Origin of the sequence: Chitinophaga fulva, from assembly GCF_012927205.1 — a bacterium.
In the GTDB taxonomy this organism is placed as follows: domain Bacteria; phylum Bacteroidota; class Bacteroidia; order Chitinophagales; family Chitinophagaceae; genus Chitinophaga; species Chitinophaga fulva.
This window is the reverse complement of record NZ_JABBGC010000001.1, coordinates 3,335,925-3,357,878: the sequence shown is the minus strand read 5'-3', so window position 1 is coordinate 3,357,878 and position 21,954 is coordinate 3,335,925. Positions and strand designations below refer to the sequence as shown.

Annotated in this window: 18 protein-coding genes; 9 read left to right on the top strand and 9 right to left on the bottom strand. The window is 49.5% G+C overall.

The features are described 5' to 3' along the window. Nucleotides 1-121 precede the first annotated feature (121 nt). Both HHL17_RS13680 and HHL17_RS13675 read right to left on the bottom strand, forming a co-directional pair. Nucleotides 122-2,023 (bottom strand): DUF3857 domain-containing protein, encoded by a 1,902-nt coding sequence (locus tag HHL17_RS13680; RefSeq protein WP_169225265.1) that lies wholly within the window; start codon nucleotides 2,021-2,023, stop codon nucleotides 122-124. Between the two features lie 4 nt (nucleotides 2,024-2,027). Next, nucleotides 2,028-4,055 (bottom strand): DUF3858 domain-containing protein, encoded by a 2,028-nt coding sequence (locus tag HHL17_RS13675; protein ID WP_169225264.1) that lies wholly within the window; start codon nucleotides 4,053-4,055, stop codon nucleotides 2,028-2,030. Nucleotides 4,056-4,130: 75 nt separating this feature from the next. Here HHL17_RS13675 and queG point away from each other — a divergent pair, with 75 nt between their 5' ends. Continuing rightward, nucleotides 4,131-5,051, top strand: coding sequence for a tRNA epoxyqueuosine(34) reductase QueG (gene queG / locus HHL17_RS13670; RefSeq protein ID WP_169225263.1), 921 nt, complete (start codon nucleotides 4,131-4,133; stop codon nucleotides 5,049-5,051). On the opposite strand, the gene HHL17_RS13665 is transcribed toward queG, so the two are convergent. Beyond that, the gene (locus HHL17_RS13665) at nucleotides 5,048-5,854 is read right to left on the bottom strand and encodes a DUF4350 domain-containing protein (RefSeq protein WP_169225262.1); all 807 of its coding nucleotides are present in this window, start codon (nucleotides 5,852-5,854) and stop codon (nucleotides 5,048-5,050) included. The two genes, queG and HHL17_RS13665, sit on opposite strands and share 4 nt — an antisense overlap. Before the next feature lie 423 nt (nucleotides 5,855-6,277). On the opposite strand from HHL17_RS13665, the gene HHL17_RS13660 reads away from it, so the two are divergent. After that, nucleotides 6,278-6,823, top strand: a complete 546-nt coding sequence (locus HHL17_RS13660) for an RBBP9/YdeN family alpha/beta hydrolase (RefSeq protein ID WP_169225261.1) — start codon at nucleotides 6,278-6,280, stop codon at nucleotides 6,821-6,823. Nucleotides 6,824-6,977: 154 nt separating this feature from the next. Then, nucleotides 6,978-8,852: an alkaline phosphatase gene (locus HHL17_RS13655; RefSeq protein ID WP_169225260.1), complete on the top strand. Its 1,875-nt coding sequence runs from the start codon at nucleotides 6,978-6,980 to the stop codon at nucleotides 8,850-8,852. Nucleotides 8,853-9,014: 162 nt separating this feature from the next. On the opposite strand, the gene HHL17_RS13650 is transcribed toward HHL17_RS13655, so the two are convergent. Together HHL17_RS13650 and HHL17_RS13645 are read right to left on the bottom strand one after the other, a co-directional pair. Beyond that, nucleotides 9,015-9,650: an NUDIX hydrolase gene (locus HHL17_RS13650; RefSeq protein ID WP_169225259.1), complete on the bottom strand. Its 636-nt coding sequence runs from the start codon at nucleotides 9,648-9,650 to the stop codon at nucleotides 9,015-9,017. A gap of 66 nt (nucleotides 9,651-9,716) precedes the next feature. Further along, nucleotides 9,717-10,370: an HAD family hydrolase gene (locus tag HHL17_RS13645; RefSeq protein WP_169225258.1), complete on the bottom strand. Its 654-nt coding sequence runs from the start codon at nucleotides 10,368-10,370 to the stop codon at nucleotides 9,717-9,719. 76 nt (nucleotides 10,371-10,446) lie between these two features. Here HHL17_RS13645 and HHL17_RS13640 point away from each other — a divergent pair, with 76 nt between their 5' ends. The 3 genes from HHL17_RS13640 to HHL17_RS13630 all read left to right on the top strand — a co-directional run bounded on the left by HHL17_RS13640 (nucleotide 10,447) and on the right by HHL17_RS13630 (nucleotide 12,865). Continuing rightward, the gene (locus HHL17_RS13640; protein WP_169225257.1) at nucleotides 10,447-11,442 is read left to right on the top strand and encodes a YncE family protein; all 996 of its coding nucleotides are present in this window, start codon (nucleotides 10,447-10,449) and stop codon (nucleotides 11,440-11,442) included. Nucleotides 11,443-11,543: 101 nt separating this feature from the next. Next, complete coding sequence (locus HHL17_RS13635; RefSeq protein WP_169225256.1) at nucleotides 11,544-11,999, top strand: alpha/beta fold hydrolase; 456 nt, start codon at nucleotides 11,544-11,546, stop codon at nucleotides 11,997-11,999. Between the two features lie 26 nt (nucleotides 12,000-12,025). Next, nucleotides 12,026-12,865 (top strand): hypothetical protein, encoded by an 840-nt coding sequence (locus tag HHL17_RS13630; protein ID WP_169225255.1) that lies wholly within the window; start codon nucleotides 12,026-12,028, stop codon nucleotides 12,863-12,865. Between the two features lie 4 nt (nucleotides 12,866-12,869). Here the strand turns inward: HHL17_RS13630 and HHL17_RS13625 are convergent, their stop codons facing one another. From HHL17_RS13625 to HHL17_RS13610, 4 genes are read right to left on the bottom strand one after another with little or no spacing between them, the layout of a single operon-like run. Continuing rightward, nucleotides 12,870-13,973 carry a sensor histidine kinase gene (locus tag HHL17_RS13625; RefSeq protein ID WP_169225254.1) on the bottom strand — a complete coding sequence of 368 codons (1,104 nt, stop codon included), beginning with the start codon at nucleotides 13,971-13,973 and terminating at the stop codon, nucleotides 12,870-12,872. Continuing rightward, the gene (locus HHL17_RS13620) at nucleotides 13,963-14,550 is read right to left on the bottom strand and encodes a chemotaxis protein CheB (RefSeq protein WP_240975231.1); all 588 of its coding nucleotides are present in this window, start codon (nucleotides 14,548-14,550) and stop codon (nucleotides 13,963-13,965) included. Before HHL17_RS13620 ends, HHL17_RS13625 begins: the two co-directional genes overlap by 11 nt. A 3-nt stretch (nucleotides 14,551-14,553) precedes the next feature. Next, nucleotides 14,554-15,375 (bottom strand): CheR family methyltransferase, encoded by an 822-nt coding sequence (locus HHL17_RS13615; RefSeq protein WP_169225253.1) that lies wholly within the window; start codon nucleotides 15,373-15,375, stop codon nucleotides 14,554-14,556. A gap of 23 nt (nucleotides 15,376-15,398) precedes the next feature. Then, nucleotides 15,399-17,945: a GAF domain-containing hybrid sensor histidine kinase/response regulator gene (locus HHL17_RS13610; protein ID WP_169225252.1), complete on the bottom strand. Its 2,547-nt coding sequence runs from the start codon at nucleotides 17,943-17,945 to the stop codon at nucleotides 15,399-15,401. A gap of 430 nt (nucleotides 17,946-18,375) precedes the next feature. Here HHL17_RS13610 and HHL17_RS13605 point away from each other — a divergent pair, with 430 nt between their 5' ends. From HHL17_RS13605 to HHL17_RS13595, 3 genes are all read left to right on the top strand, one after another. Beyond that, nucleotides 18,376-18,990: a TetR/AcrR family transcriptional regulator gene (locus tag HHL17_RS13605; RefSeq protein ID WP_169225251.1), complete on the top strand. Its 615-nt coding sequence runs from the start codon at nucleotides 18,376-18,378 to the stop codon at nucleotides 18,988-18,990. 388 nt (nucleotides 18,991-19,378) lie between these two features. After that, nucleotides 19,379-20,887: a TolC family protein gene (locus HHL17_RS13600; RefSeq protein WP_169225250.1), complete on the top strand. Its 1,509-nt coding sequence runs from the start codon at nucleotides 19,379-19,381 to the stop codon at nucleotides 20,885-20,887. A gap of 10 nt (nucleotides 20,888-20,897) precedes the next feature. After that, a complete protein-coding gene (locus HHL17_RS13595) occupies nucleotides 20,898-21,947 on the top strand; it encodes an efflux RND transporter periplasmic adaptor subunit (protein ID WP_169225249.1) in 1,050 nt (349 codons plus the stop codon). Nucleotides 21,948-21,954 lie beyond the last annotated feature (7 nt).

The following is a 21,954-nucleotide window of genomic DNA, read 5'->3' as shown; positions in this document are numbered from 1 at the left end:
TGTGATGGTCATGATTACTACTGATTCGCCTGATTAACGAAGATCTGTGCGAAGATTGTATAAAAATCAAAGCGTCTGACAAATGGATTGTCAGACGCTTTTGATTTTATATAATCTTTCATTATTCTTTTATCAGCACCATCCGGTTGCGGTCTGCCCGATAGATAGTGGTATAAAACTTCGCAAACTCGTTGTAGTCAGTAGCGGGGAAAGTACCGGCTTTCCTTTGCAGTTTACGTATATACGTGATAGTATTCCCTTTCATGGTGGCGGTGGCACTGTAACTACCGAATTTCGTTTGCAGGGAAACCGGCGCAGGCATCGATTCCGCTTTGTAGCCTTCCGGCACGGTAATGCTGACAGAATCGGTATGTTCAAACGCGAATTTCAGCACTACATCAGAGAGACGGCTACTATCAGGGTCCAGTTTACGTATTGCCCTGTTCAGGATGTTAGGCACAATGAAAATTCGTTTGCCCGTTACCGTTGCATAGGCGTTGCAGTTAAGGTCCAACTGTTCTTCAATCTCGGGAACAACCGCAGGTATCTCCCTGCATTCAAATTTACCCACATCATAGCTTGACAGCTCAAGGGATTTGCGCATCACCTCCAGTTGTTTTTCTTTGCTGAGCACATGCAGCGCGTCATGCAGCGTTTCCTGCTCCTCACCGCTGCGCATTGTAACGGCTGACACTTTCAGGTTGCCGTTGTCCTGCATCACCGCATTAACAGTACGTACCTGCCGGTTATCTTTCATACCCAATGCAGGCGTGTGCACCAGTTTTCCACCTTCTTCTGTAAGCAGCAATACCGCCCGGTCAGACGTAAAACCGCCCAGGTACCCTGCAGGAAGCGTATTGCTGGTACATTCCAGCCAGGTGGTATCTTTATCCGGCACACACAGGATCACGTGATTGAAGTCGTCATCCGGAAATTGTTCATTGAGATATTTCTCGCCTTCTTTTGCTTTTACCCAGGCACAGTAAGATTTAATACCTGCTTCCTTCAACAGCGCCATCATGTAATTGGACAACGCTTTACAATCTCCGTAACCTTTTGCTGCAACGGTTTTGGCATCAAAGGTCTGTAATCCGCCGATGCCCAGCTGAATACTGATATAACGGTAGTTTTGCTGCAACCATTTATACAACGTCTGTATCTTCTGTGTTTTGGAAGATTGACCGGCTATCAGTTCCTGTACCTTCTGTTTGATATTATCCGGAAGTTCATCCCTACCGGCATTGATGGTATAACCGAATTTGCCCAGTCCCTCCCAGGTGGTACCGTTGCCTTCATAATCATCGATCTTAAAAGCAGAAGGCGATAATAGCACATTGGCATTCAGTTCTACAAACTCTCTCGCATAAGATTCCTCTGTTAAAGCAGGAATATTTTTCACTTCCCAGGTATATACCAGTTTCCCTTTTTCCGTCACAGCCGGTTTATCGCTGACACGGGAGGCAAGGTAACGCAGTTTATAATCCGCCGGCGTTACCACTACAAACCGTGATGATTCCACCGTACAGTCGCTTTCAGACTGCGGCGCCCAGGAGCGGAGATTATAGGTATTGTTTATCCGTTCTTCCACTTCATATTCCACCGTGTAGGGGTAAATGTTATGATAGAACCGGTGTACTTTGTAGCGGGTGTCGGTCATCAGGCTGCCATCACCATCCATGCTCAGATCTTTAATATCTGACTGTTTCAGTCTTTTCACCAGTTTACCGTCAGCATCGTACAATGCGCCGCTGATGGACCTTACCTCTATCTGTTTGTTATAGTGTTGTACCAGCGTAGTAGCCTCTGCCCCTTCTTCGTCGAGCACGGTGAGCACATAGCGGGTAACCACATTCACTTCCTTCGGACCGGAAATGGTCTGGACAATTTCCTCGAACCGTTTTACCAGGTGGGCATTTTCCTTCATAGAGTCCGGGATGGCCTTTACAGGATATACCGGATCACCGGCCATCAGCCTGGTACAGCATAACAATGCGGCCGCAAGGGATGACAATAATTTATACATGGGGTTATTTTTTCTTTTTTAAGACGATCTGTTCGGCTTGTTTTTTCACGATCAGATCAAAAAATTCACGCAGGGACGGATAGTCTTCCGGCGCAAAGTTGGCTTTGTTAAGTTTCACGCGGGAGCGCAGCTGAATGTGGTTGTCCTGCTGCTGGATCAGGTACTGGAAAACGCCCTCGTCTTCGTTGTAATTTGCCATAGCCGGTTTCGGGAGCTCATCCACTTCATATCCTTCCGGCACCTCCATGTTAAAAGAATAGATCTCGTCAAACACTGATTCCATTTCAACCGGGAACTTGCGCTCCGCTGATTTGAAAATGTTGGAACGGTTAGCTTCCGTAAACATGGGGTTGATATATACCAGTTGATCATTGTCCAGCCTGATTTTGAAATCAAACTTCAGCAACACAGGAGACTCCAGTGTTTTCAGGTCTTCGATCTCTTTGTTGGCCAGCTCCACTTCACCTATAAAACCTTTACGTATCTTATCGAAGAACTCATCCTGATTTTTTTCCTTTACCGTTTTGCGGACTTTGTAGGATTCAAAGTAGGTAGGCCTTTGCTGGAAAGACCCTTCCAGCATGCCGTTTTCCAGCTTGCCAAACATCACACTGGTGAACTTTTGTTCGCGTAGGGAATCGGCTTCGAAAGATACGCCGGAAGCGCCTTCATCCACAATACGGGCAGGCCCGTTGTAGCAGTTGGGAGAAAGGCGGGCGAATCCCAGCAGCGGGTCGGAGGCATCCAGGCTGACAAACTTATCGTTGAGCCGTACACCGGCGATGGTGTAATTAAAGCGGGACAGCAGCGGATAGAACGGATAGATATGACCGTTATCACGGGTGCTGAGGATAACCGGGTAAGCGTCCAGTTTTGCCTTTTTCAACATCGCTACCAGTAGCAGATTTACTTCCGGAACTGTACCATTTTTGCTATTGAAAATGGTTTTCAATGTCCTGGAAATTCCCACGCCGGAATGTTGGGTACAGGTAAAATTGCTTCTTACCCAGTGATAGATCGCATTCGCTTTTTCCTCGTCTGTTTTGGCATCTTTCACCAAACCATCCACCACATCACCCAGGAAGCCGTTGTTATTGCCCAGGGCCGAACCGAAGTTTTCATCTTTCATCAGTTCCTCCATCAGTTTAGGCCAGGTGTTTGTTATCGGTTTGGGAGGCGTATTAGGCCAGTTAATGGAAGCCAGCTGGAATTCTATCTTGTTGATATAGTTATCAGTCGTGGTGATGTAATCTTCCTCCCGCATAGCCGGTACATTTTGCAGGTACCATTTATAGATCATTACGCTGGGCGTGACGGTTGTTACCTGGGAGGGAGAGCCTGCGGCACCGCCATAGCCATTACTGGCTTCCGAGCGGAAAGTAAGCGTAGTACGGCTTTGCTCTTTGGAGAACACGAATTTCTCATATCCCTGGGGAATCTGGATATAATCGAAATACTCCGGGATACCTACACTGTATTCGCTGTAGCGGACAGGATAAGGTCCCTGGAACTCCCAGGAACGCAGGCGATGGTAGTAGGGAGACAAAATCGTATAGGTGTACTCGATAATAGTACCTTCTTTCACGGCCGGAATCGCGAATTTTTTCACGACGAAGTTTTTATCCTGTTTATCCGTAAAGACATTTTTGCTGTCCATTTTTGTTTCCACTACTTCCTCATTTTCAAGGTTGTAGGCAGCTGCTTTCAGGTTTTGTACTTTTTCCTCATCGGAGCCGTCTTTATACAGGCCTATTTTTACTGTGCCCAGGTCGTAAGCGTTTTTGTCGATGATTTTGATACGGGCATGGATTTTATACACCATCCGGAACCAGCTTCCATCAGACTCAAAGCGGGAGGAGCCAATCCTGGAGAGGATGATAGCATGCGCTCCGGAATCGCCGGCGACGGGGGCAACTGTAAAATCTTCTTTGGAAACTTTACCATATTTAATTTTAGCGCCATCCTGCGCAAGGGTTGTTATGGCATAGAGACAACCCAGAACAAAGGTTAATAAACCGGACTTGCAGTTCATATAGGTATAGGGGATTGAGAAACGAAGATAATAGAAATTATGCATCGCGTGTTTGTTATCCGTAATTTTGCGGGAATGAACAATACCTTATATATTAAACAGCTGGCGGCTGAACTGGGATTCGACCATTGCGGCATTGCAAAGGCGGAGCAGTTGGACGATGATGCCCGACGGCTGGAGCGTTGGCTCAATAAGGGAATGCATGGCAACATGCAGTATATGGAGAATCATTTCGACAAGCGGATAGACCCCCGTAAGCTGGTAGAAGGTGCTCAGTCAGTGATCACGCTGTTATTTAACTATTTCCCGTCCGAACGGCAGCGGCCGGACGCGCCTCAAATTTCCAAGTATGCCTATGGACAGGACTACCACGAAGTGATCCGGGCGAGGCTCAAAACCATGTTGTTGCGGATGCAGGAACATATCGGGCCGGTGCAGGGACGCGGGTTTGTAGACTCCGCTCCGGTGCTGGAACGCAGCTGGGCCCGCCGTAGCGGCCTTGGCTGGATTGGCAAGAACGGTAACCTCATCCACAAACAGGCAGGCTCTTTCTTTTTTATCGCCACACTGATCACGGACATACCGCTGGAATATGACAGTCCCGTCGGTGATTACTGCGGCACCTGCACCCGTTGCCTGGATGCCTGTCCCACCGGGGCGCTGGTAGCGCCCGGCGTGGTGGATGGCAGTCGTTGTATTTCTTATTTTACGATAGAGCTGAAAGAGCAGCTGATCCCCGAAAAGATGCAGGGCCAGTTTGACGGCTGGATGTTTGGGTGCGACACCTGCCAGGATGTTTGTCCCTGGAACCGTTTCTCCAAGGCTCATTCCGAGGCGGAATTTACGCCTGTACCGGCGATCCTCAATTTCAGCACACAGGACTGGGAAGATATGACAGAAGAGGCTTTCCGGGAAATTTTCCGGCACTCCCCCTTAAAACGCAGTAAGTATGCCGGTATCCGCAGGAACCTTCATTTTCTGAACACCAAACCTTAACGTTTTGCCGGTATCTGTTTTTTGAGCCAGGCAGTGAGTGCTGCCGCTGCCTCATAATTGCGGTATTCAGCTGGCAGCCTTTTCCCATCTACATACTCGTTGTAGAACCAGGGATCACCGACAGCGAAGACAGTCCCCTTCCCTACTTTGGCCACTGCCATGATGTTAAAGCCATTATCCTTAAAAACTGCTTTAGCAGGTGCTTTCAGCGTAAGCGTAGATAATTCCTTAATGTATACTTTCCCTACTCCGGGGAAGATCTCATGATCTTGTGGCAATACAAATGCGCCCTGTTCCCAGTTACGGCCCTGTACGCGGTTACGGCTGTCGCCATTAAAGTGAATCCCGAACTGGTCGCTGAGCTGGTTGAAGTGATCAAACTCCGCATTGAGCGAATCGTTTTGTAACAGCACCAGGACGCCGCCTGCTTTCACCCAGTTGTAGATAACTTTAGCTGCTGCCGGATCCATATAATTGGGTGCGGGCGATTCTTTATCCGTATCGGGGTCAATGATCATATAGATATCTGATCCCCGGAGATTGGCTGCTGTAGGCGCTTCGTGGAGGGTATCGCGGCGGATGCCGAGTGAGTCGAAGATATGGCCCCATATGGACAGGCCGCCACTATCATTTTCGTCCCAGATATAGTGCCAGCGGATGGTATTGCCGGCTTTATCTTTTTTGTGTTCGTAGTTGTAGTGGTAATCCAGCGTCACCACCGGCTGGCGGCGGTCCTGTTGAGCGCTGGCGGCGAGGGCAGCCAGCATGCAGCCGGATACTACCGCGAGGAATTGTTTTATCATCACATGGAATTAGGGCTAAAAAATACAGATTATCCCTGTAAAAGGGTAATACAATCGTATTAAATTATCCGCATATATTGTTAACAAGACTCATTCATCTTTTAACAAAATAATATCTGCTAAATACTTGACAATAGATTTAGCATGACCTACTTTTGTACCCGGTAAAAGCTTTTAATCAATTATATATATCCCGGTTTCGCCGGAAGATAACTGATTCAACTTTTTATGGACCTGAGTGCCATAACGTGGAATTTTAGCGATAAAGGTCGAATTCTTTCGACCTTTTTTCTTTTTTTGGGGGGGATAGTAATCGTCGTGGCCATACGCATGCTGTCACTGGTTTTCAGGAGGTGATTTCCGGAAATCATGCAAAAGCGCTATCTTCAGCAACCAACTTAAACACTTCACAACCGTTTTGGCATGGAAATAAAAGTATTGACTGCTCCCGGGCTGGGCAGTTCCGGCCCGTTGCACTGGCAGACCCTCTGGGAGCATTCCATACCCGGCACCCGGCGGATAGAGCAGCATTCCTGGGACCGTCCTGTTTGTACAGACTGGGTGGCGGCCATTGAAGCAGCGGTGGCAGAAGCCGGTCCCCAGGTAGTTATTGCCGCGCACAGTCTTGCCTGCATAGCCCTGGCGCACTGGGCGGTACAAACGCGGTTGCACATCACCGGTGCTTTGCTGGTAGCCCCTGCCGATGCAGAGAGGCCGGGTTTCCCATCCGAAGCCACTGGTTTCGCCCCTATCCCTTTACAGGAATTGCCCTTCCGCAGTATTGTGGTAGCCAGCACCAATGACGACTATTGCGGTATTACCCGTGCTTCTTTCCTCGCTTCACAGTGGGGCAGCAGGTTTGTCAATGCCGGCCCCAAAGGGCATATCAACGCCAGCTCCAACCTCGGAGAATGGCTGGAAGGCCAGCGGCTGCTGAAAGAACTGGTACAAAACTGGCCTACCCTATAGCCTGTTTTTTTACCCCTGGCTCCTAAATCGATTTTCTACAGGGATTTAAGGTGGACAATTAACATAAACATAAAACAGGGGGCCCTACAGGAACCCTTCCAGCGACTACCTTTGCCCCTTCCTTTTCATAGTTAAGCCGTTAAAATCCAGACAATTGAAAAAAATCATTCTCTTATGCAGCGCGTGGTTGTCGGTTAACACCTACGCCCAAACGAAAACCTACACCCTGGCTAACGCCCATTCCCATAACGACTACGAACGCAAAACACCTTTCTATCAGGCCGCAGCCCTGCAGTTTGGTTACATAGAGGCAGACATCCACCTGAAAGACGGTGAATTATATGTGGCCCACGACACCCGGGATATCAAGTCCAACCGGACTTTCAAAACACTGTACCTGGAGCCGGTCATCCGGCAGTTTGCCCTGAACGACGGCAAAGCCTATGCAGACGGCACTCCCCTGCGGTTGCTGGTAGACATCAAAACTGCCGGCGTGCCTACCTTGCAGGCCTTGCAGACACTGTTGCTCCCTTATCGCCAGTACTTTGATCCGTCGGTAAACCCCAACGCGGTACAGGTGATCCTTTCCGGAAACATTCCACCAGTAGGCGCCTGGTCAGATTTCGATAAACTCTTTTTCTTCGACGGCCGTCCGGACAGCACCTACCCTGCTGCCGTAAAACAGCGCGTGGCACTGGTCAGCACCGACTTCCACCTGTTCAGCAAATGGAATGGCAAAGGCACTTTCCTGCCGGCAGAACTGGAAAAAGTAAAAGGCGTGATCTCCAAAGTGCACCAGCAGGGCTTTCCTTTCCGCTTCTGGGGCGCCCCTTCCGCCAAAACATGCTATTACAAACTGATGGACCTGGGCGCCGATGTGATTGGCACAGACTATCCCGAAGAACTGGCAGACGTGCTTAAAAACACGGCTAACACCAGCACCGGCAATCTGCCCGTACACCCGGTATATACACCTACCTATGCCTCTGACGCCACCCGCGTGAAATCCAAAAACGTCATCCTCTTCATCGGCGACGGTACCGGTCTGGCGGAGATGTTTGCCGGCTATACCGCCAATAAAGGTGATCTGAACCTGTTCCGGATGCGGCATCTGGGCCTGTCCAAAACGGCTTCCACCGATAACTATCATACTGATTCCGCCGCAGGCGCCACCGCCCTGAGCTCCGGCTCTAAAACCAACAACCGGGAAATAGGGATGGACAATACGTACCATGCTATTCCGGTATTGCCTGAGCTACTGGCTGCCAAAGGCATTCCCAGCGGCGTGATCGTGACGGAAGAAATTACGGGCGCCACGCCCGCCGGCTTCTACGGTCACACGCCTGACCGCGACAACACGCAAATCCTCCATCAACAGCTGATCAACAGCAAACTGCAGCTGGCTGTTGGCGGCGGCAAGGAAGATTTTGCCCGCGATGTAAAGGGAGACCTGCGTCAAACACTTGCCCAGTCCGGCATTCGTTTCTATGATGATCTCAATGCCTGGGACGCCACCACACAAGGCCGTACCCTCGTTATCCTTTCTGACAAAACCGTTACTTCCATGCGCGACGGCCGTGGCTCCTATCTTAAAGACGCCCTTAAAAAGGCGTTGCAGCAACTCAACGCTTCCGGCAAAGGTTTCTTCCTGATGGTAGAAGGCTCCCGTATAGACCATGGCGGTCATCATAACGATCTCGATTACCTCGTGCGGGAAATGCTGGACTTCGACGACACGATCGGAGAAGCCCTGCGCTTTGCGGATAAAGACAAACAGACCACCATCATTGTTACCGCGGACCACGAAACCGGCGGCCTCGCCCTGATGGATGGCAGCATTGCCAATGGCACATTGCGCGGCCATTTTGCAACCAATGACCATACTGGCATTCCCGTAATGGTCTTTGCCTACGGCCCCAACAGCCAGGAGTTCCAGGGCGTGTATGAGAACAATGAAATCTTTAAGAAGATATTGACTGTGATGGACATGATTACCGCTGATTCCCCTGACTCCCGAAGATCAAAATAAATTGCTTATGTAACCGGATTTAATAAAAATGGGACAGCCATTGATAAAGAAATCAATGGCTGTCCCATTTTTATCAATCTAAGTAAAAGAAAGAATCTGGTTTACAACATATAACAATCTTCGAAAATCAGGAAGATCAGCAGTAATCCTGTCTATCAGCGGTTATAGCTTGTAATAAAATGCTCCCCGCTTCGAGCTCAGTTTCTCCTTATCTGATTGTTTTATCAGCAAACCGGTGGACAGCATTTTACGGCTGAAGTTCCGTTTATCGAAAGGATGCCCATGCACCATTTCGTATAGGAGTTGCAGTTGTGGGATGGTAAATTTTGGCGGCAGCAGTTTGAACAGCAACGGAGGCGTGGATGACTGGTAACGGATATGCTGCAATGCCGCTTCCAGTATATGATGATGATCTGCGGGTAGCGATGGCAGCTCCTGAAACAAGTGCCATTCCGGGCGACCGCCATGCAACGGGAACAGTTTCTCTCTGCGGATATACATCAGTGAGAAAAATGCGACAGACGCTTTCCGTTCACCGGCAGTGCGTTTAGACGGGCCGAAGGCGCCCAGCTGTTCCCGGTAGATTTTTTCATGGCCGGTAAGTGTCTGCTGAATGCGGGCAGCCGTCTGATCGAAATTTTCCGAAGATTGCAGACAGTCGCCGGGCAGGCACCACCTGTTTTTCAGGGGCCCTTCAGTATGCTTTACCAGTAACAGTTTCAGGTCCTGACCGTCGAAACCGAAGATAATGTTTGCTACCGTTACCAGCAGGGAAGACCACCCGGTATGATGTTTCATAACAGTTAAACAGTTGACAGCAGCAATTTATGTCACCAGGATGATATTAAAAAAACATTTGGTGGGTTATGCTGTTAGCAGTTGCTGTAACACCGGATCATTATAGTCAGACACGAAAGCCCTGATATTGGGATAGTTGGCAAATTCTTCCCGTGTATGCATGGTCGTTAACGCGATAGCCTCCATACCCGCGTTCAGTGCGGCCTCCACACCTTTAGGCGCATCTTCAAAAACGATACAGTCCGCCGGTGCAGCAGCTAAAGCAGCCGCGCATTTCAGGAACACTTCAGGATTGGGCTTACTGGTCGTTACGTCTTCTGCGCTGACGATAGCTGTGAAAAAATCGTGCAGTTGCAGGTTATCAAGTACATAGTTGATGTTAAAACGGTTGGCTGCGGAACCGATGGCCATCGGGATACCTTTGGCAGCCGCTTCGCGGAGAAATACGGGTAAACCGGCAATCAGCTCCAGATGAGGGCGGAAAGCTTCCTGGTACAGCACTTCTTTCTGATGGGCGATATCCAGCATTTCCGGCAGGGTAAAGCGGTCTTTTCCGAAAATGCGCACCAGCAGTTCTTCATTTTTACCGTACATATGGCCTCTTACTTCTTCCCGGCTCATATTGGCGCCCAGTTTGTTTAACATGCTGTGCCAGCCGTCCAGATGAAATTCCATGTCGTTGATCATGGTCCCGTTGAGATCGAAAATAAACGCTTTCATGGCCGCAAAGATAATATATCCGCCTACAGTTTCTCTCCAGAATTAAAGCGGAGTTTTGAAGACAAAAGCTCCTGATATGAAAAAACTATTGTTGCCGGTTTTGCTGTTCACTGTTATCTCAACATCCGCGCAAACATCCTCCTGGCATGTATCCGCCACCTATCCCGTAAAAGGCGACGGGAAATGGGATTACATTGCTGTCAGTCCTGTAACGCAACAGTTATACATTGCGCACGGTACCGAAGTGAATATCCTGAATAAGGCCACCGGTGCCGAGGTGGGTGTCATCCCGCATACCACGGGGGTACACGGGACGGCTTTCGCCGTACCATTCGGGAAAGGTTTCATCAGCAACGGCAAGCTCAACACCGTTACTGTTTTTGACCTGCATACCAACCAGGTGCAGGGCGAAATTCCTGTTGGCAACAACCCGGATGCCATCCTGTTTGAACCGTTTTCTGATAAGGTGATCACCTGTAACGGCGCCAGCAAAGACCTGAGCATTATCAATCCTAATACGCAGAAAGTAGTGGCTACCGTGCCTTTACAGGCGAGGCCGGAAACGGCTGTTTCCGACGGGAAAGGCCACCTGTATGTGAACCTGGAAGACAAAAGCCGTATTGCCGTGGTAAGCATGACCACTTTCCGGGTAGAAAAAGAGTGGCCGCTGGGCAAAGGTGAAGCGCCTACCGGGCTGGCCATTGACACCGTACATCACCGGCTTTTCGCCGGCTGTGACAACAAGCTGATGATTGTGCTGGACGAGCATGATGGCCGGATAATAGCCACCCTGCCTATTGGCGATGGTTGTGACGGCGTAGCCTTTGATGCTGCCGAGCAAACGGTGTTTGCCGCCAACGGCGAAGGTAATTTGTCTGTATACCATCAGGAGACAGCTGATCAGTACAAGCTTGTGGCCCAGGTACCCACCGCCAAAGGCGCCAAAACGCTGACCGTCGACCCGCTGACCCATACCGTATTTCTGCCCGTGGCCGACCGCCAGGCAGCCGGTGCCGACGGAAAAGCCGGCATCGCCCCAGGTACCTTCCGGGTACTGGCTGTAAGTAAATAGTTCCGAACGGAACTATTTACTTATATTTGAAAACGTTACAGACCATCGTTATGAAAGCTGCGGCCGAAAGGCATCGCAAAAGATAAAGCGCTATTCGAAAAATGGACCTCAGCAAAAAACATAATATCCATTTTGCCGGTAACCCTCAAGCTGGTAAAACACTCGTTTTCGGACATGGATTTGGCATAGACCAACAGTCCTTTTCCCAGATCGTTCCCGCTTTTGAACAGGATTACCGTATCGTACTGTATGATAATGCAGGTGGTGGAAAATCAGACCTTTCTTCGTATAACTATGAGCGTTATGAAACGCTGGAAGGTTATGTTACAGACCTGACGGGCATCATGGCCTTCACCCGGGGCACGCATACCACTTTCATCGGGCATTCCGTGAGTGGCATGATGGCGGCCAACGACATCGTTGTGCCTCCAGTCGTGAGTGAATATATGGAACGGCATATTCCCGGCAGCAAAAGAATCAAAATAAACGCACAAGGCCATTTTCCGCAGATCAGCGCACCAGATGAAGTGATCGCTGCGCTGCAATCATTTGTATAGTTTATTCAGTATTTAACCTTTATACCGTGATTAAATGGGAAAGTAAAGCACTCGATTTTATCAACCAGACCAGCCGCTGGGATAAGGAAAAACATATCTCCTCCTTTCTGGCTTTCAGTATTTCGCTGGTCAAAAATCTGCTGCAGGCAGATGTGGCGCTGCAACTGGATTTTGAGAATGAGCATTCCGCCAAAGTAAAAAATGCTTCCCCTAATTTCCATAACGGAGCAGTCGTAAACCCCGACCCCGTACGACAGCTGCTTTACCGTAATGCCTTCAAAACGATTTACTGGCCTGAGTTTCCGGCAGACAATCCGTTGAAGGAGCAATTAGAGGACCTGCTTTGTGCTGTAATTATCCCGATCAATATAGAACCTCACAACAGCCTGTTGCTGTTGGGCTGGTCTGACCCGCAGGAATTTGACCAGGGGTTTCAGGATTGTATTGAAACCATCCGGCTGCGGCTCAAGGAGATCCTCACCCAAACACAGGAGCGGCTGTACTTCCAGGGCATAGCCGTCAGGTTTGCCGCTATTCTGCACAGCCTGCCCCACGCAGTGGTATTTATCAACAATGACGGATATGCGGGCTGGGTAAATCAAAAGGCCGCAGACATACTTGAACTAGCCGGGCCCGGCGAACAGCTGCCCGCCATCCTCTCCGACGCGATGACACACCTGCGTAACAAAGCAATGAATACAGAAGATATTTACAATACCGCCATACAGTTGTTCGCCTCGCCGGAAAATGCTATCAGCGGCTGGGAATGGAAGCTGGACGGGGAATCACCCAGGACGTACCGGGTGTCTTGCCTGCCGGTAGTTTCCCAGCGTATCAGCGGCCGCCTTTGGATTTTTGAAGAGTAACCTTTCAGATTTTGCGCCACAGAAAATAAAAAATACTGCCCTGTCCCGGTTCCGACTCGGCCCACACTTTTCCACCCTGTTCTTCTACCAGCATTTTAAAAATATTCAGGCCGATACCAGAGCCTTCTTCTTTACCATTGTAGTCCAACCGCTCAAACAGGCGGAACACGCGGTCCGTATCCCGCTGCTGCATACCGGGACCGTTGTCTTTGACATAAAACTCGTAAAACTCGCCTCGGTCCGTGGCGCCCACAGCAATCAGTCCATCAGCTTTATCATTGTATTTGATGGCATTGGAGATAAGATTCTGGAATATCCGTTGCAGTTTCAGCCTGGTGGCGGTAATCACCGGTAGCGGGCCATCTGCCACAATCCGGATATTGGGCGGCAGGAACAGTAACTTAGAAATATCGGTGATCAGCAGTTTTATATCCACTGTTTCCATCGTCTCTGTAGTATCATTCTGCCGGGCATAGTCCAGTATAGCGGAGATCATTTCCGTAAGATGATTAGTAGCACTGAGCACGGTGGTCATCTGATCTTTTATTTCCGGCGACTGTTGTATACAGTCCTCCTCCCTGATCATGGACAACATGCTGATAGCGCCGGCCAGCGGAGATTTCAGGTCATGTGCCACCATGTAGGTAAATCGCTCCAGTTGTTTGTTGATTTTTTCTTTTTCTGCTAACGCGTCTTTCAGTTCCTGCCGGGAGAAATATAATTTTTCAAATACGTTGACCTTTGCGCGGGTGACATTTACATCGAGTGGTTTGGACAGGTAGTCTACCGCTCCCGCGGAAAAACCACGGATGACATTTTGTTCTTCCTTATTGATAGCGGTGACGAAAATGATGGAAATATCGCGGGTTTTGGGATTGAGCTGCAGCAGGCGGGCCACCTCATAGCCGTCCATTTCCGGCATTTGCACATCCAGCAGTATGAGGCCGATGTCGTTATTGCGGAGCACTGTTTTCAGCGCTTCGTTGCCCGACGTAGCGAGGTGAAAGTAACGGTTATCCCCTTCCAGCATTCGTTGCAGGGAGATAAGGTTTTCCATTTTATCATCTACCAGTAAAATGGCAAAACTATTCCGGGGATCACTGGTCATGTTTTGCGCTCATTTTCAGTTCCGTTAAAAAATGTACCATATCTGTAATGCTCATGGATAGTGCCTCCGGGCAAAGCTCAAGGGCAGCCAGTGGCATCGTGTCAAACAAGGCTGTAGCAGGGTCCTGTACAATACCGGTACCACCTGCCGCGATGATCCGTTGCATACCCGCAGCACCGTCTTTACTGGCGCCGCTCAACAGGATGCCCAATGCGCGTGGCCCGAAGGCTTCCGCCACACTGGCAAAACTCACATCGATGGAGGGCCGGCTGTAATGCAAAGGCTCAGAATAATCCAATGCAAAAGTGCCTTCATCTTCTATCAACAAGTGATAATTCTGTGGTGCGAGATATATCCTGCGGGATAATATTGGTTGTTTATCTTCCGGCTCAATGATGGGCGCTTTGAGTGACAACAGGCGGTCCAGGTCACTGGGCACATTTTTCAGCCGGTGTACAATGATCATCATCGTGCAGTCGATGGACACCGGCAATTGTTCCAGTAATTCAGCCAGCACCGGCAAACTGCCGGCGGAGCCACCAATGGCGATCATATCATATGGTGATGTTATCTGCAAGATTTAGCTTTTACGTCTGAAAATTTTATGGACAGCACTAACGGCGTCAAACCGGGCGCTTTCTTCGGAAAACATCATTGATTCTTTTAATCCCAGGGTGAGATAGCCCAACGGCGCCAGGCTGTCGTAAAACAACCGCAGCACCCGGTCCTGTAATTGTTTGTTGAAATAGATAAATACATTCCTGCAACAGATCAACTGGAACTCATTAAACACCTGATCAGTGACAAGGTTGTGTTGAAAGAAAACAATATTGCGACGCAGCGCCTGATCAATAACAGCATGCTCATCATCTGCCATATAGTAGTTGGAGAAATCTTCCATTCCGCCTGACTGCAGGTAGTTCTGGGTATAGTCTTTCATACATTTCAAGGGTATGAGCGCCTTTTCCGCCTTATGGAGACTGACAGCATTGAGGTCCGTGGCATATATGCGGCAACGTTCCAGCAGACCGGCTTCCTGTAAAAGAATGATCATAGAAAATACTTCTTCGCCTGTAGCACAGCCGGCATGCCAGATTTTAATAATGGGGTAAGTCGCCAGCCGGGGCAGTACCAGTTCCCTGAGTGTTTTATAGAAGAGCGGGTCACGGAACATTTCCGTTACATTGACGGTGATGAACTGTGCCATGCGCTCAAAGAATGCCGCATCCTGTAGCAGTCTGTCTGACAGTTCTGTCACCCCGCCTATATAAGCGTATCCCATAAAGCGCTGGAAGCGGCGCTTCAGGGAAGAGCGCGCATAATCGCTGAAGTCGTAGCCATATTGGCGGTGAATAAGGCTAACTAATGTTTCCAGTTCTTCATTACTGATTTCTTTTATCATAGGTATCGGAAGTATTTATCAATTCAGGATAACCAAACATGCAATAGTGATAATAGTTTGATGCTATCTACCGGTTTAGCGATATAATCCGATGCGCCTGCATCCAGGCAGTGTTGCCGGTCGCCCGGCATCGCTTTAGCCGTGATGGCAATGACAGGTAGTTGCATCAATCGCCGGTCGTTTCTGATGTGCCGGATGGCCTCGAAACCGTCCATTTCCGGCATCATCATATCCATGAGGACCAGATCCACGCTATGATGACAGTCCAACACAGAGAGCGCCTCTCTGCCGTCTGCGGCGGTAAGTACACAGACGCCTTGTTCTTCCAGCAATGCGCTCATAGAAAATACATTGCGCATATCATCATCTACCAACAGCACCCGTTTTCCGGCGAGTAAATTTTTAGGGGCATGGCTATGCGGATGAGGAGCAGCCTCCGGCAGCTTTCTGTTATTCAGCAATCGTTCCAGTTCATCGGTCAGGCGATCTGTCAGGAACGGGGTTTTACGTATAATAGCTGCCACCTGTTTTCTAATCTGTTGTTCTTCGGAAGCTGATATATCCTGATCGATATATACAATAACAGGCGCAGGGGCCACAGTGTTCATTTGTTTTAAATCAGCAAGGGCAGCTTTACCTGCTTCCGGGTGGCAACCCATGTCCAGGATGATGCAATCGTATTTCCCAACTGCCAGCAGATCCGCTGCTGCAGCCATATTGACGGCCACATCATAATGGACGTTCAGTTTATTGCCAGCGAATATTTCCGTACCGATGACCAGTATTTGTTGACCGCCGGCAAACAGATGACGGTGGTCATCATTTTGTTCGGCTGGAAATCGTATTAAAGCAGGCGCTTCGTTATCGCGGAGTTGTAGTGGTTCAGCATTCAGTGGCAGTATCACGGTAAACGTGCTGCCTTGTGAGCTGCTGGTTTCGAGATGTATGGCCCCTTTTAGTAACAACATCAGTTCTCTGCTAATGGACAGCCCCAGGCCCGTACCGCCGTATTTCCGGGTAGTGGCGCCATCTCCCTGATGAAAAGCATCAAAGATCAGTTGTTGTTTTTCTGCGGGGATGCCCGGTCCGGTATCTTTAACGCTGATACAAAGCGCATTTTCAGGCAGCAAGTACCAGGAGAGGTTGATATGCCCACCGACTGGCGTAAACTTAAAAGCATTAGACAACAGGTTGCGTATTACCTGTTCCAGCCGCAGCCTGTCGGTCGTGATCTCTGCCGGTACGGCTGCGGCTACTTCCGTGATGTATTGTATTTGTTTTTGCTGGGCCACTACCCCAAAAAGATTATCCAGGTCTTCGATAACGGCCGCAATACGCACCGGTTCAAGCGCAAGCTCCACCTTACCAGCTTCTATCTTGGAGAGATCGAGAATATCATTGATCAGCCGTAGCAGGTCTGAACCTGATTTATGCATGATCTCTGCATATTCCACCTGACGGGGGAACAGATTACCTTCCTTGTTTTCCTCCAGCATTTTAGCCAGTATCAGCACACTGTTGAGCGGCGTACGCAGTTCGTGCGACATATTAGCCAGGAATTCGGATTTATAACGGCTGTTGGCTTCCAGTTCTGCTGCTTTGAGAGAAAGGGCCTGGCGGGCGGTTTCCAGTTCTGTGTTTTTCATCGCCATTTCAGCATTGACCTGCCGCAGTTCTTCTTCCTGCACACGCAGCTCTTCTTCAGATGCCTGAAGAATTTCAGACTGGCGGCTCAGCTCTTCATTGGACTGGCGTAGCTCCTCCTGCTGACAATACAAGACTTCTCTCTGCTCCTGTACCTGTTGCAAGAGGACTAGTCCTTTTTCACGTTCGTACGCCGCATGCAGCGCCACAGCCACATCTCCGGATACCAGTTCAAGGAGCTGCAACTGAAGTGGGGTAACAGGTTTGGCCGTTACCAGTTCCAATACGCCGATTAACTCGTCTCCCATTAACAGCGGAACAAATACCAGCATACCGGGAGATATCCGGGTACCAGCGGCAACCATACCCCGGTAGTTGACAGGCAGCTGGCTGATGATGCATATATCCTTACCGGTAGCCGCATTGCCAGGAAGACCTTCACCAAGCGCAAACTGCACCGGAATATTTGCAGGCAGATGAATACTGCTGCACAAGCGAAGAACAGCCTCGTCTTTTTCATACTGGTACAGCGCACCCGCCACGAAGCCTGCATTTTCCGTGAATGACAGCAAACATTTATACGCCAGGCTTTCCGGCTTATGAATGCCCAGCAGGTTTTCCTTCATATCGTTCAGCCTACTGAGCAACCAGTTACGGTCATTCGATTCCCTGTTGAGCATGACCACTTCTTGCAGTTTACTGTTGAGTTTTTTCCGGACCAGCTGTCCATGATAAAATTCTTTGTAAAAAAAATACATCAGAATACAACCAATGCAGATGATAATAGCAGTATTCAATGGGGGTATAAAGCCGGTAACGCGTGAACGTAGCGGGAAGGGCCACCAGGAAAGAATGCCACCCAGCAGCATGAGCAAGGTAACAGCAGCCAGACCGAGATATAATCTCTTTGCAGGTGATAGTTTCATATATCTGGATAACAACGTGCTGTCCTGTTAGGTTGCAGTAACGTACCTGCGCGACAGGGAACCATTAACCTATATCGATGAAACCAGGCCCTCCGACCGGGCATATTCCACGCGCGTTGTGCAGGACGCGGTCATTGACAAAGCAAAACCGATACATCCAACACAGCATCACGGTGAGACTTTCCTGTACGTGGAGCGATCAAAAGATCACCACTACCGTACCTGGTGCTTTGGCTGAAATTTTAAGGGAGGATTGTTTTGCTTTTCAGGGAGACTTTGGAGTGAGGCATATTTAGTTGTCTCCCAAAAACAAAAACAACATATATAACATATTCATTTAAAATATATTAAGAATAAAGAGTGAAAATCTTTCATCAACGATTTGGAAAATAAACACCGTTCAGTATATTTGCAGCGTAAACATTCTCACATGGGCATTGCAGAAAGAAAAGAGCGTGAGCGGGCAGATATGCGCAGACGCATTGTGGACGCAGCGATTAAAATGTTTGTGGAAGAGGGTTACGAAAAAGTATCTATCAGAAATCTAGCAGACAAGATAGAATACAGCCCTGCCACTATTTACCTGTATTACAAAGACAAAGACGAGCTGTTATATGACGTGCAGAAGGAGGCTTTTGCCATGCTGGCGGAGCATTTTGCGCGCAACCTTACCGCGGCAGACCCGCTGGAAAGGCTGGAACAACTTGCATGGGCTTACATTGGTTTTTACCGGCAGAATCCCGAGTTATATGATTTGATGTTTATCATCAAAGCACCGATGAATGCGGAAGGCGAAGAAGAAAAATGGAAAAACGGTGATTCTGCCTATGATGCATTGTACCATCTTGTGGCAGAATGTGTGGAGAAGAAAGTGATACGCTTCAAGGACCCTACCGTTGCAGCGATGTCTATCTGGGCCTTTGCGCACGGCCTGATCAGCCTGGACCTCCGTTCGCGGCTGAAGGTATGCAAGCTGCCGGAAAAAACACTGAATGTCAGTATAGATGATTCTATCAAGGCATACCTGGATGTAGTCAGGTGTTGAGGCAAAGGAAAGGCCAGAAGCATAAGGGAGACCAGAGAGAGAAGGTCTCAAGATGAAGAAAAAGTGCAGAGCAGAAGACCGAGGGGAAGAAAAATCGCGGGGAGAAGAAAACGTTCAGAGCAGAAAACCGAAGGGCAGAAAAGTTACGAGAAAGACAAAGACTGAAAGTGGCAGAAACACTGGAAAGTAATTACAGACAACAGGAAAATATCTGAAGCGAAGTTAAAGCGCTCAAAAGAAAAGCATGTCAGACTGCTGATAAAGCAGCGCGTAAAAAGGCCCATGGGCCTTTTTAAAGCACCAGTATTAAACACTGTTCAGTATATAAACATTGACAATCACTGCCCTTCGGGCTTATTTTTTTCAAGATAAATAAACACCGTTCATTATGTCAACAATCATCACAAAAGGAGCAATGTTAATACCGTTGCTGGTCGCGGGATTGAGTGTGATGGCCCAATATGCGGGGAAAGGAATTCCTCCTCAAAACGCACTAGTGGCAGCACCTGGGGTATCGTACTCAACTGTTGATGGCGCGGCCGCGATACGTCCGGCTACACAACAGAACGGCGACAGCACTATCTCCCGCTTCGAGCACAGCGCCGGTATTCTCGACGAATATATCCGGCAGGCCTTCACCAACAACAAAGGCCTGAAGGACCAGCGTTTTCAGCTGGACAAATCACTGGCAGCACTGCAGGAAGCCAAAAGTCTTTTTGGGCCCAATGTAACCTTCATGGGCAGCTACACCAAAGCCGGCGGCGGCCGCACCATCGACATGCCCATTGGCGACCTGCTGAATCCTGTGTATTCCAGCCTGAACCAATTGACCAACAGTCACCAGTTTCCCCAGGTGGACAACGTGTCCGTATTGCTGAACCCCGACAACTTCTATGACGCTAAATTCAGGACCAGTCTACCTTTGATCAATGCGGAGATCTACTACAACCAGAAGATCAAAAAGGAAGAGCTGACCCGGCAGCAAGCGGCAATCAATGTATATAAAAGACAACTGGTACAGGACATCAAGACCGCCTACTTCCAGTATTATCAGGCATCGCAGGCCGTAGCCATTTACCGCAACGCCCTCTCCCTGATACAGGAAAGTATCCGCATCAATGAAAGCATGGTACGTAACGGTGTCCGCAATAACACCGCCCTATACCGCTCCCAGACCGAAAAAGAGAAAACGGATGCCTCCATCAGCAAGGCACTTAACGAACAACAGAACGCCCAGGCGTATTTCAACTTCCTGCTGAACCGTGAGCTGAACGCGGATATTGCGCTGGACAGCAGCCTGCTGATCAACCCGCCTCCTACCCTCACCGGCAGTAACATCAGCGGAAGAGAAGAGCTACAGCAATACAAAAGCGCCGCTACCGCATACCGCCTAAACGAAAAATTACAGAAAGCCTATATCATCCCACGCCTGAGCACTTTTCTAGATCTCGGCTCACAATCCACAGGCTTCCGTTTCGATGACAAGTCCCGCTACTACCTCTTCGGCGTGAACCTCGAATGGACGCTGTTTGGCTCCCATAAGTACAAATACCGCATCAAGCAGGCCACACTCGACATACAGGCCATCGAGAATGCCACCGCACAAACTACAGACGCTTTGCAGCTACAATTATATCAGGCCGGCAATAACTATCGTACCGCGCTGCGCAACCTGACCACTGCAGCAAGCCAGTTGTCATTCGCACAGCGTTATTACCGCGATCAACTGAAAGTATACAAGGAAGGACAGCTGCTCTACATCGAGCTGGTGGATGCACAAAACCAGCTCACGCAGGCACAACTACAAATGGCCGTATCACAGGCCGCCGTACAAACAGCTTACGCCGGTGTAGAACGTGCACAAGCCTCTTACAATATCGAATCCGTTCAACTATAAAAATACCTCCATGAAAAATACTTTTCTTTTGCTTCCACTCTCCCTGCTGCTCTTTGCCTGCGGCGACAAAAAGACCGCTGCCAGCAATGCAGACAGCACCGATGTGATACCGGTAAAAGTGATACCGCTGGAGAAACGTGGCAGCGCCGTATCCATCCATGCATCCGGGCAGTTCACCACCGATGATGAAGTGAACCTGTCTTTCAAAACCAATGGTATCATTCATACCATCCTCGTCAAAGAAGGTGATGCCGTTCACAGCGGACAGTTGCTGGCCACCCTCAACATGACCGAGATAGATGCGCAGGTGCAACAGGCGCAACTGGGATTTGAAAAAGCACAACGTGACTATCAGCGCACGCTCAATTTGCACAATGACAGCGTGGCCACCCTGGAACAGCTGCAAAACAGCAAAACAGCATTGGACATGGCCAGGCAGCAACTCAGCTCCGCTCAGTTCAACAAAAGCTATTCCGCCATCCGCGCCACACAGGACGGCTACGTACTCCGCAAACTCGCCAACCCCGGCCAGTTTGTTTCCGCAGGAACTTCCGTATTACAAATCAACGGCGCCCGCAGCGCCCACTGGTTGCTCCGTATAGGCGTTACCGACAGAGAGTGGGCACAGGTCAGCACCGGCGACAAAGCTACCGTTGAAACCCCTTCCCTGCCAGGTGAAACCTTCACCGGCAGTGTAACACGCAAATCCGAAGGCATTGATGCCGCCAGCGGCACCTTCGTGATAGACGTACAACTCAGCGGCAGCAAGCCCGCCGCCATTGCCACCGGTATGTTCGGCAGATGCCACATCACCGCAGGCGGCACCGGCGGCGGCACTGCCTGGAGCATCCCCTACGCCGCCCTGCTCGATGGCAACGGTAACAGCGGCTATGTGTTTGTCACCAACGACAACAAAACCGCCCGCCGCATTCCTGTCACCATCGCCGGCATGGAAAAAGACCAGGTGCTCATCAGCCAGGGCATGGAACAGGCCCAGTCCCTGATCATCTCCGGCAGCGCCTACCTGAAGGACGAATCCCGCATCCGTATCATCCAATAACACTACC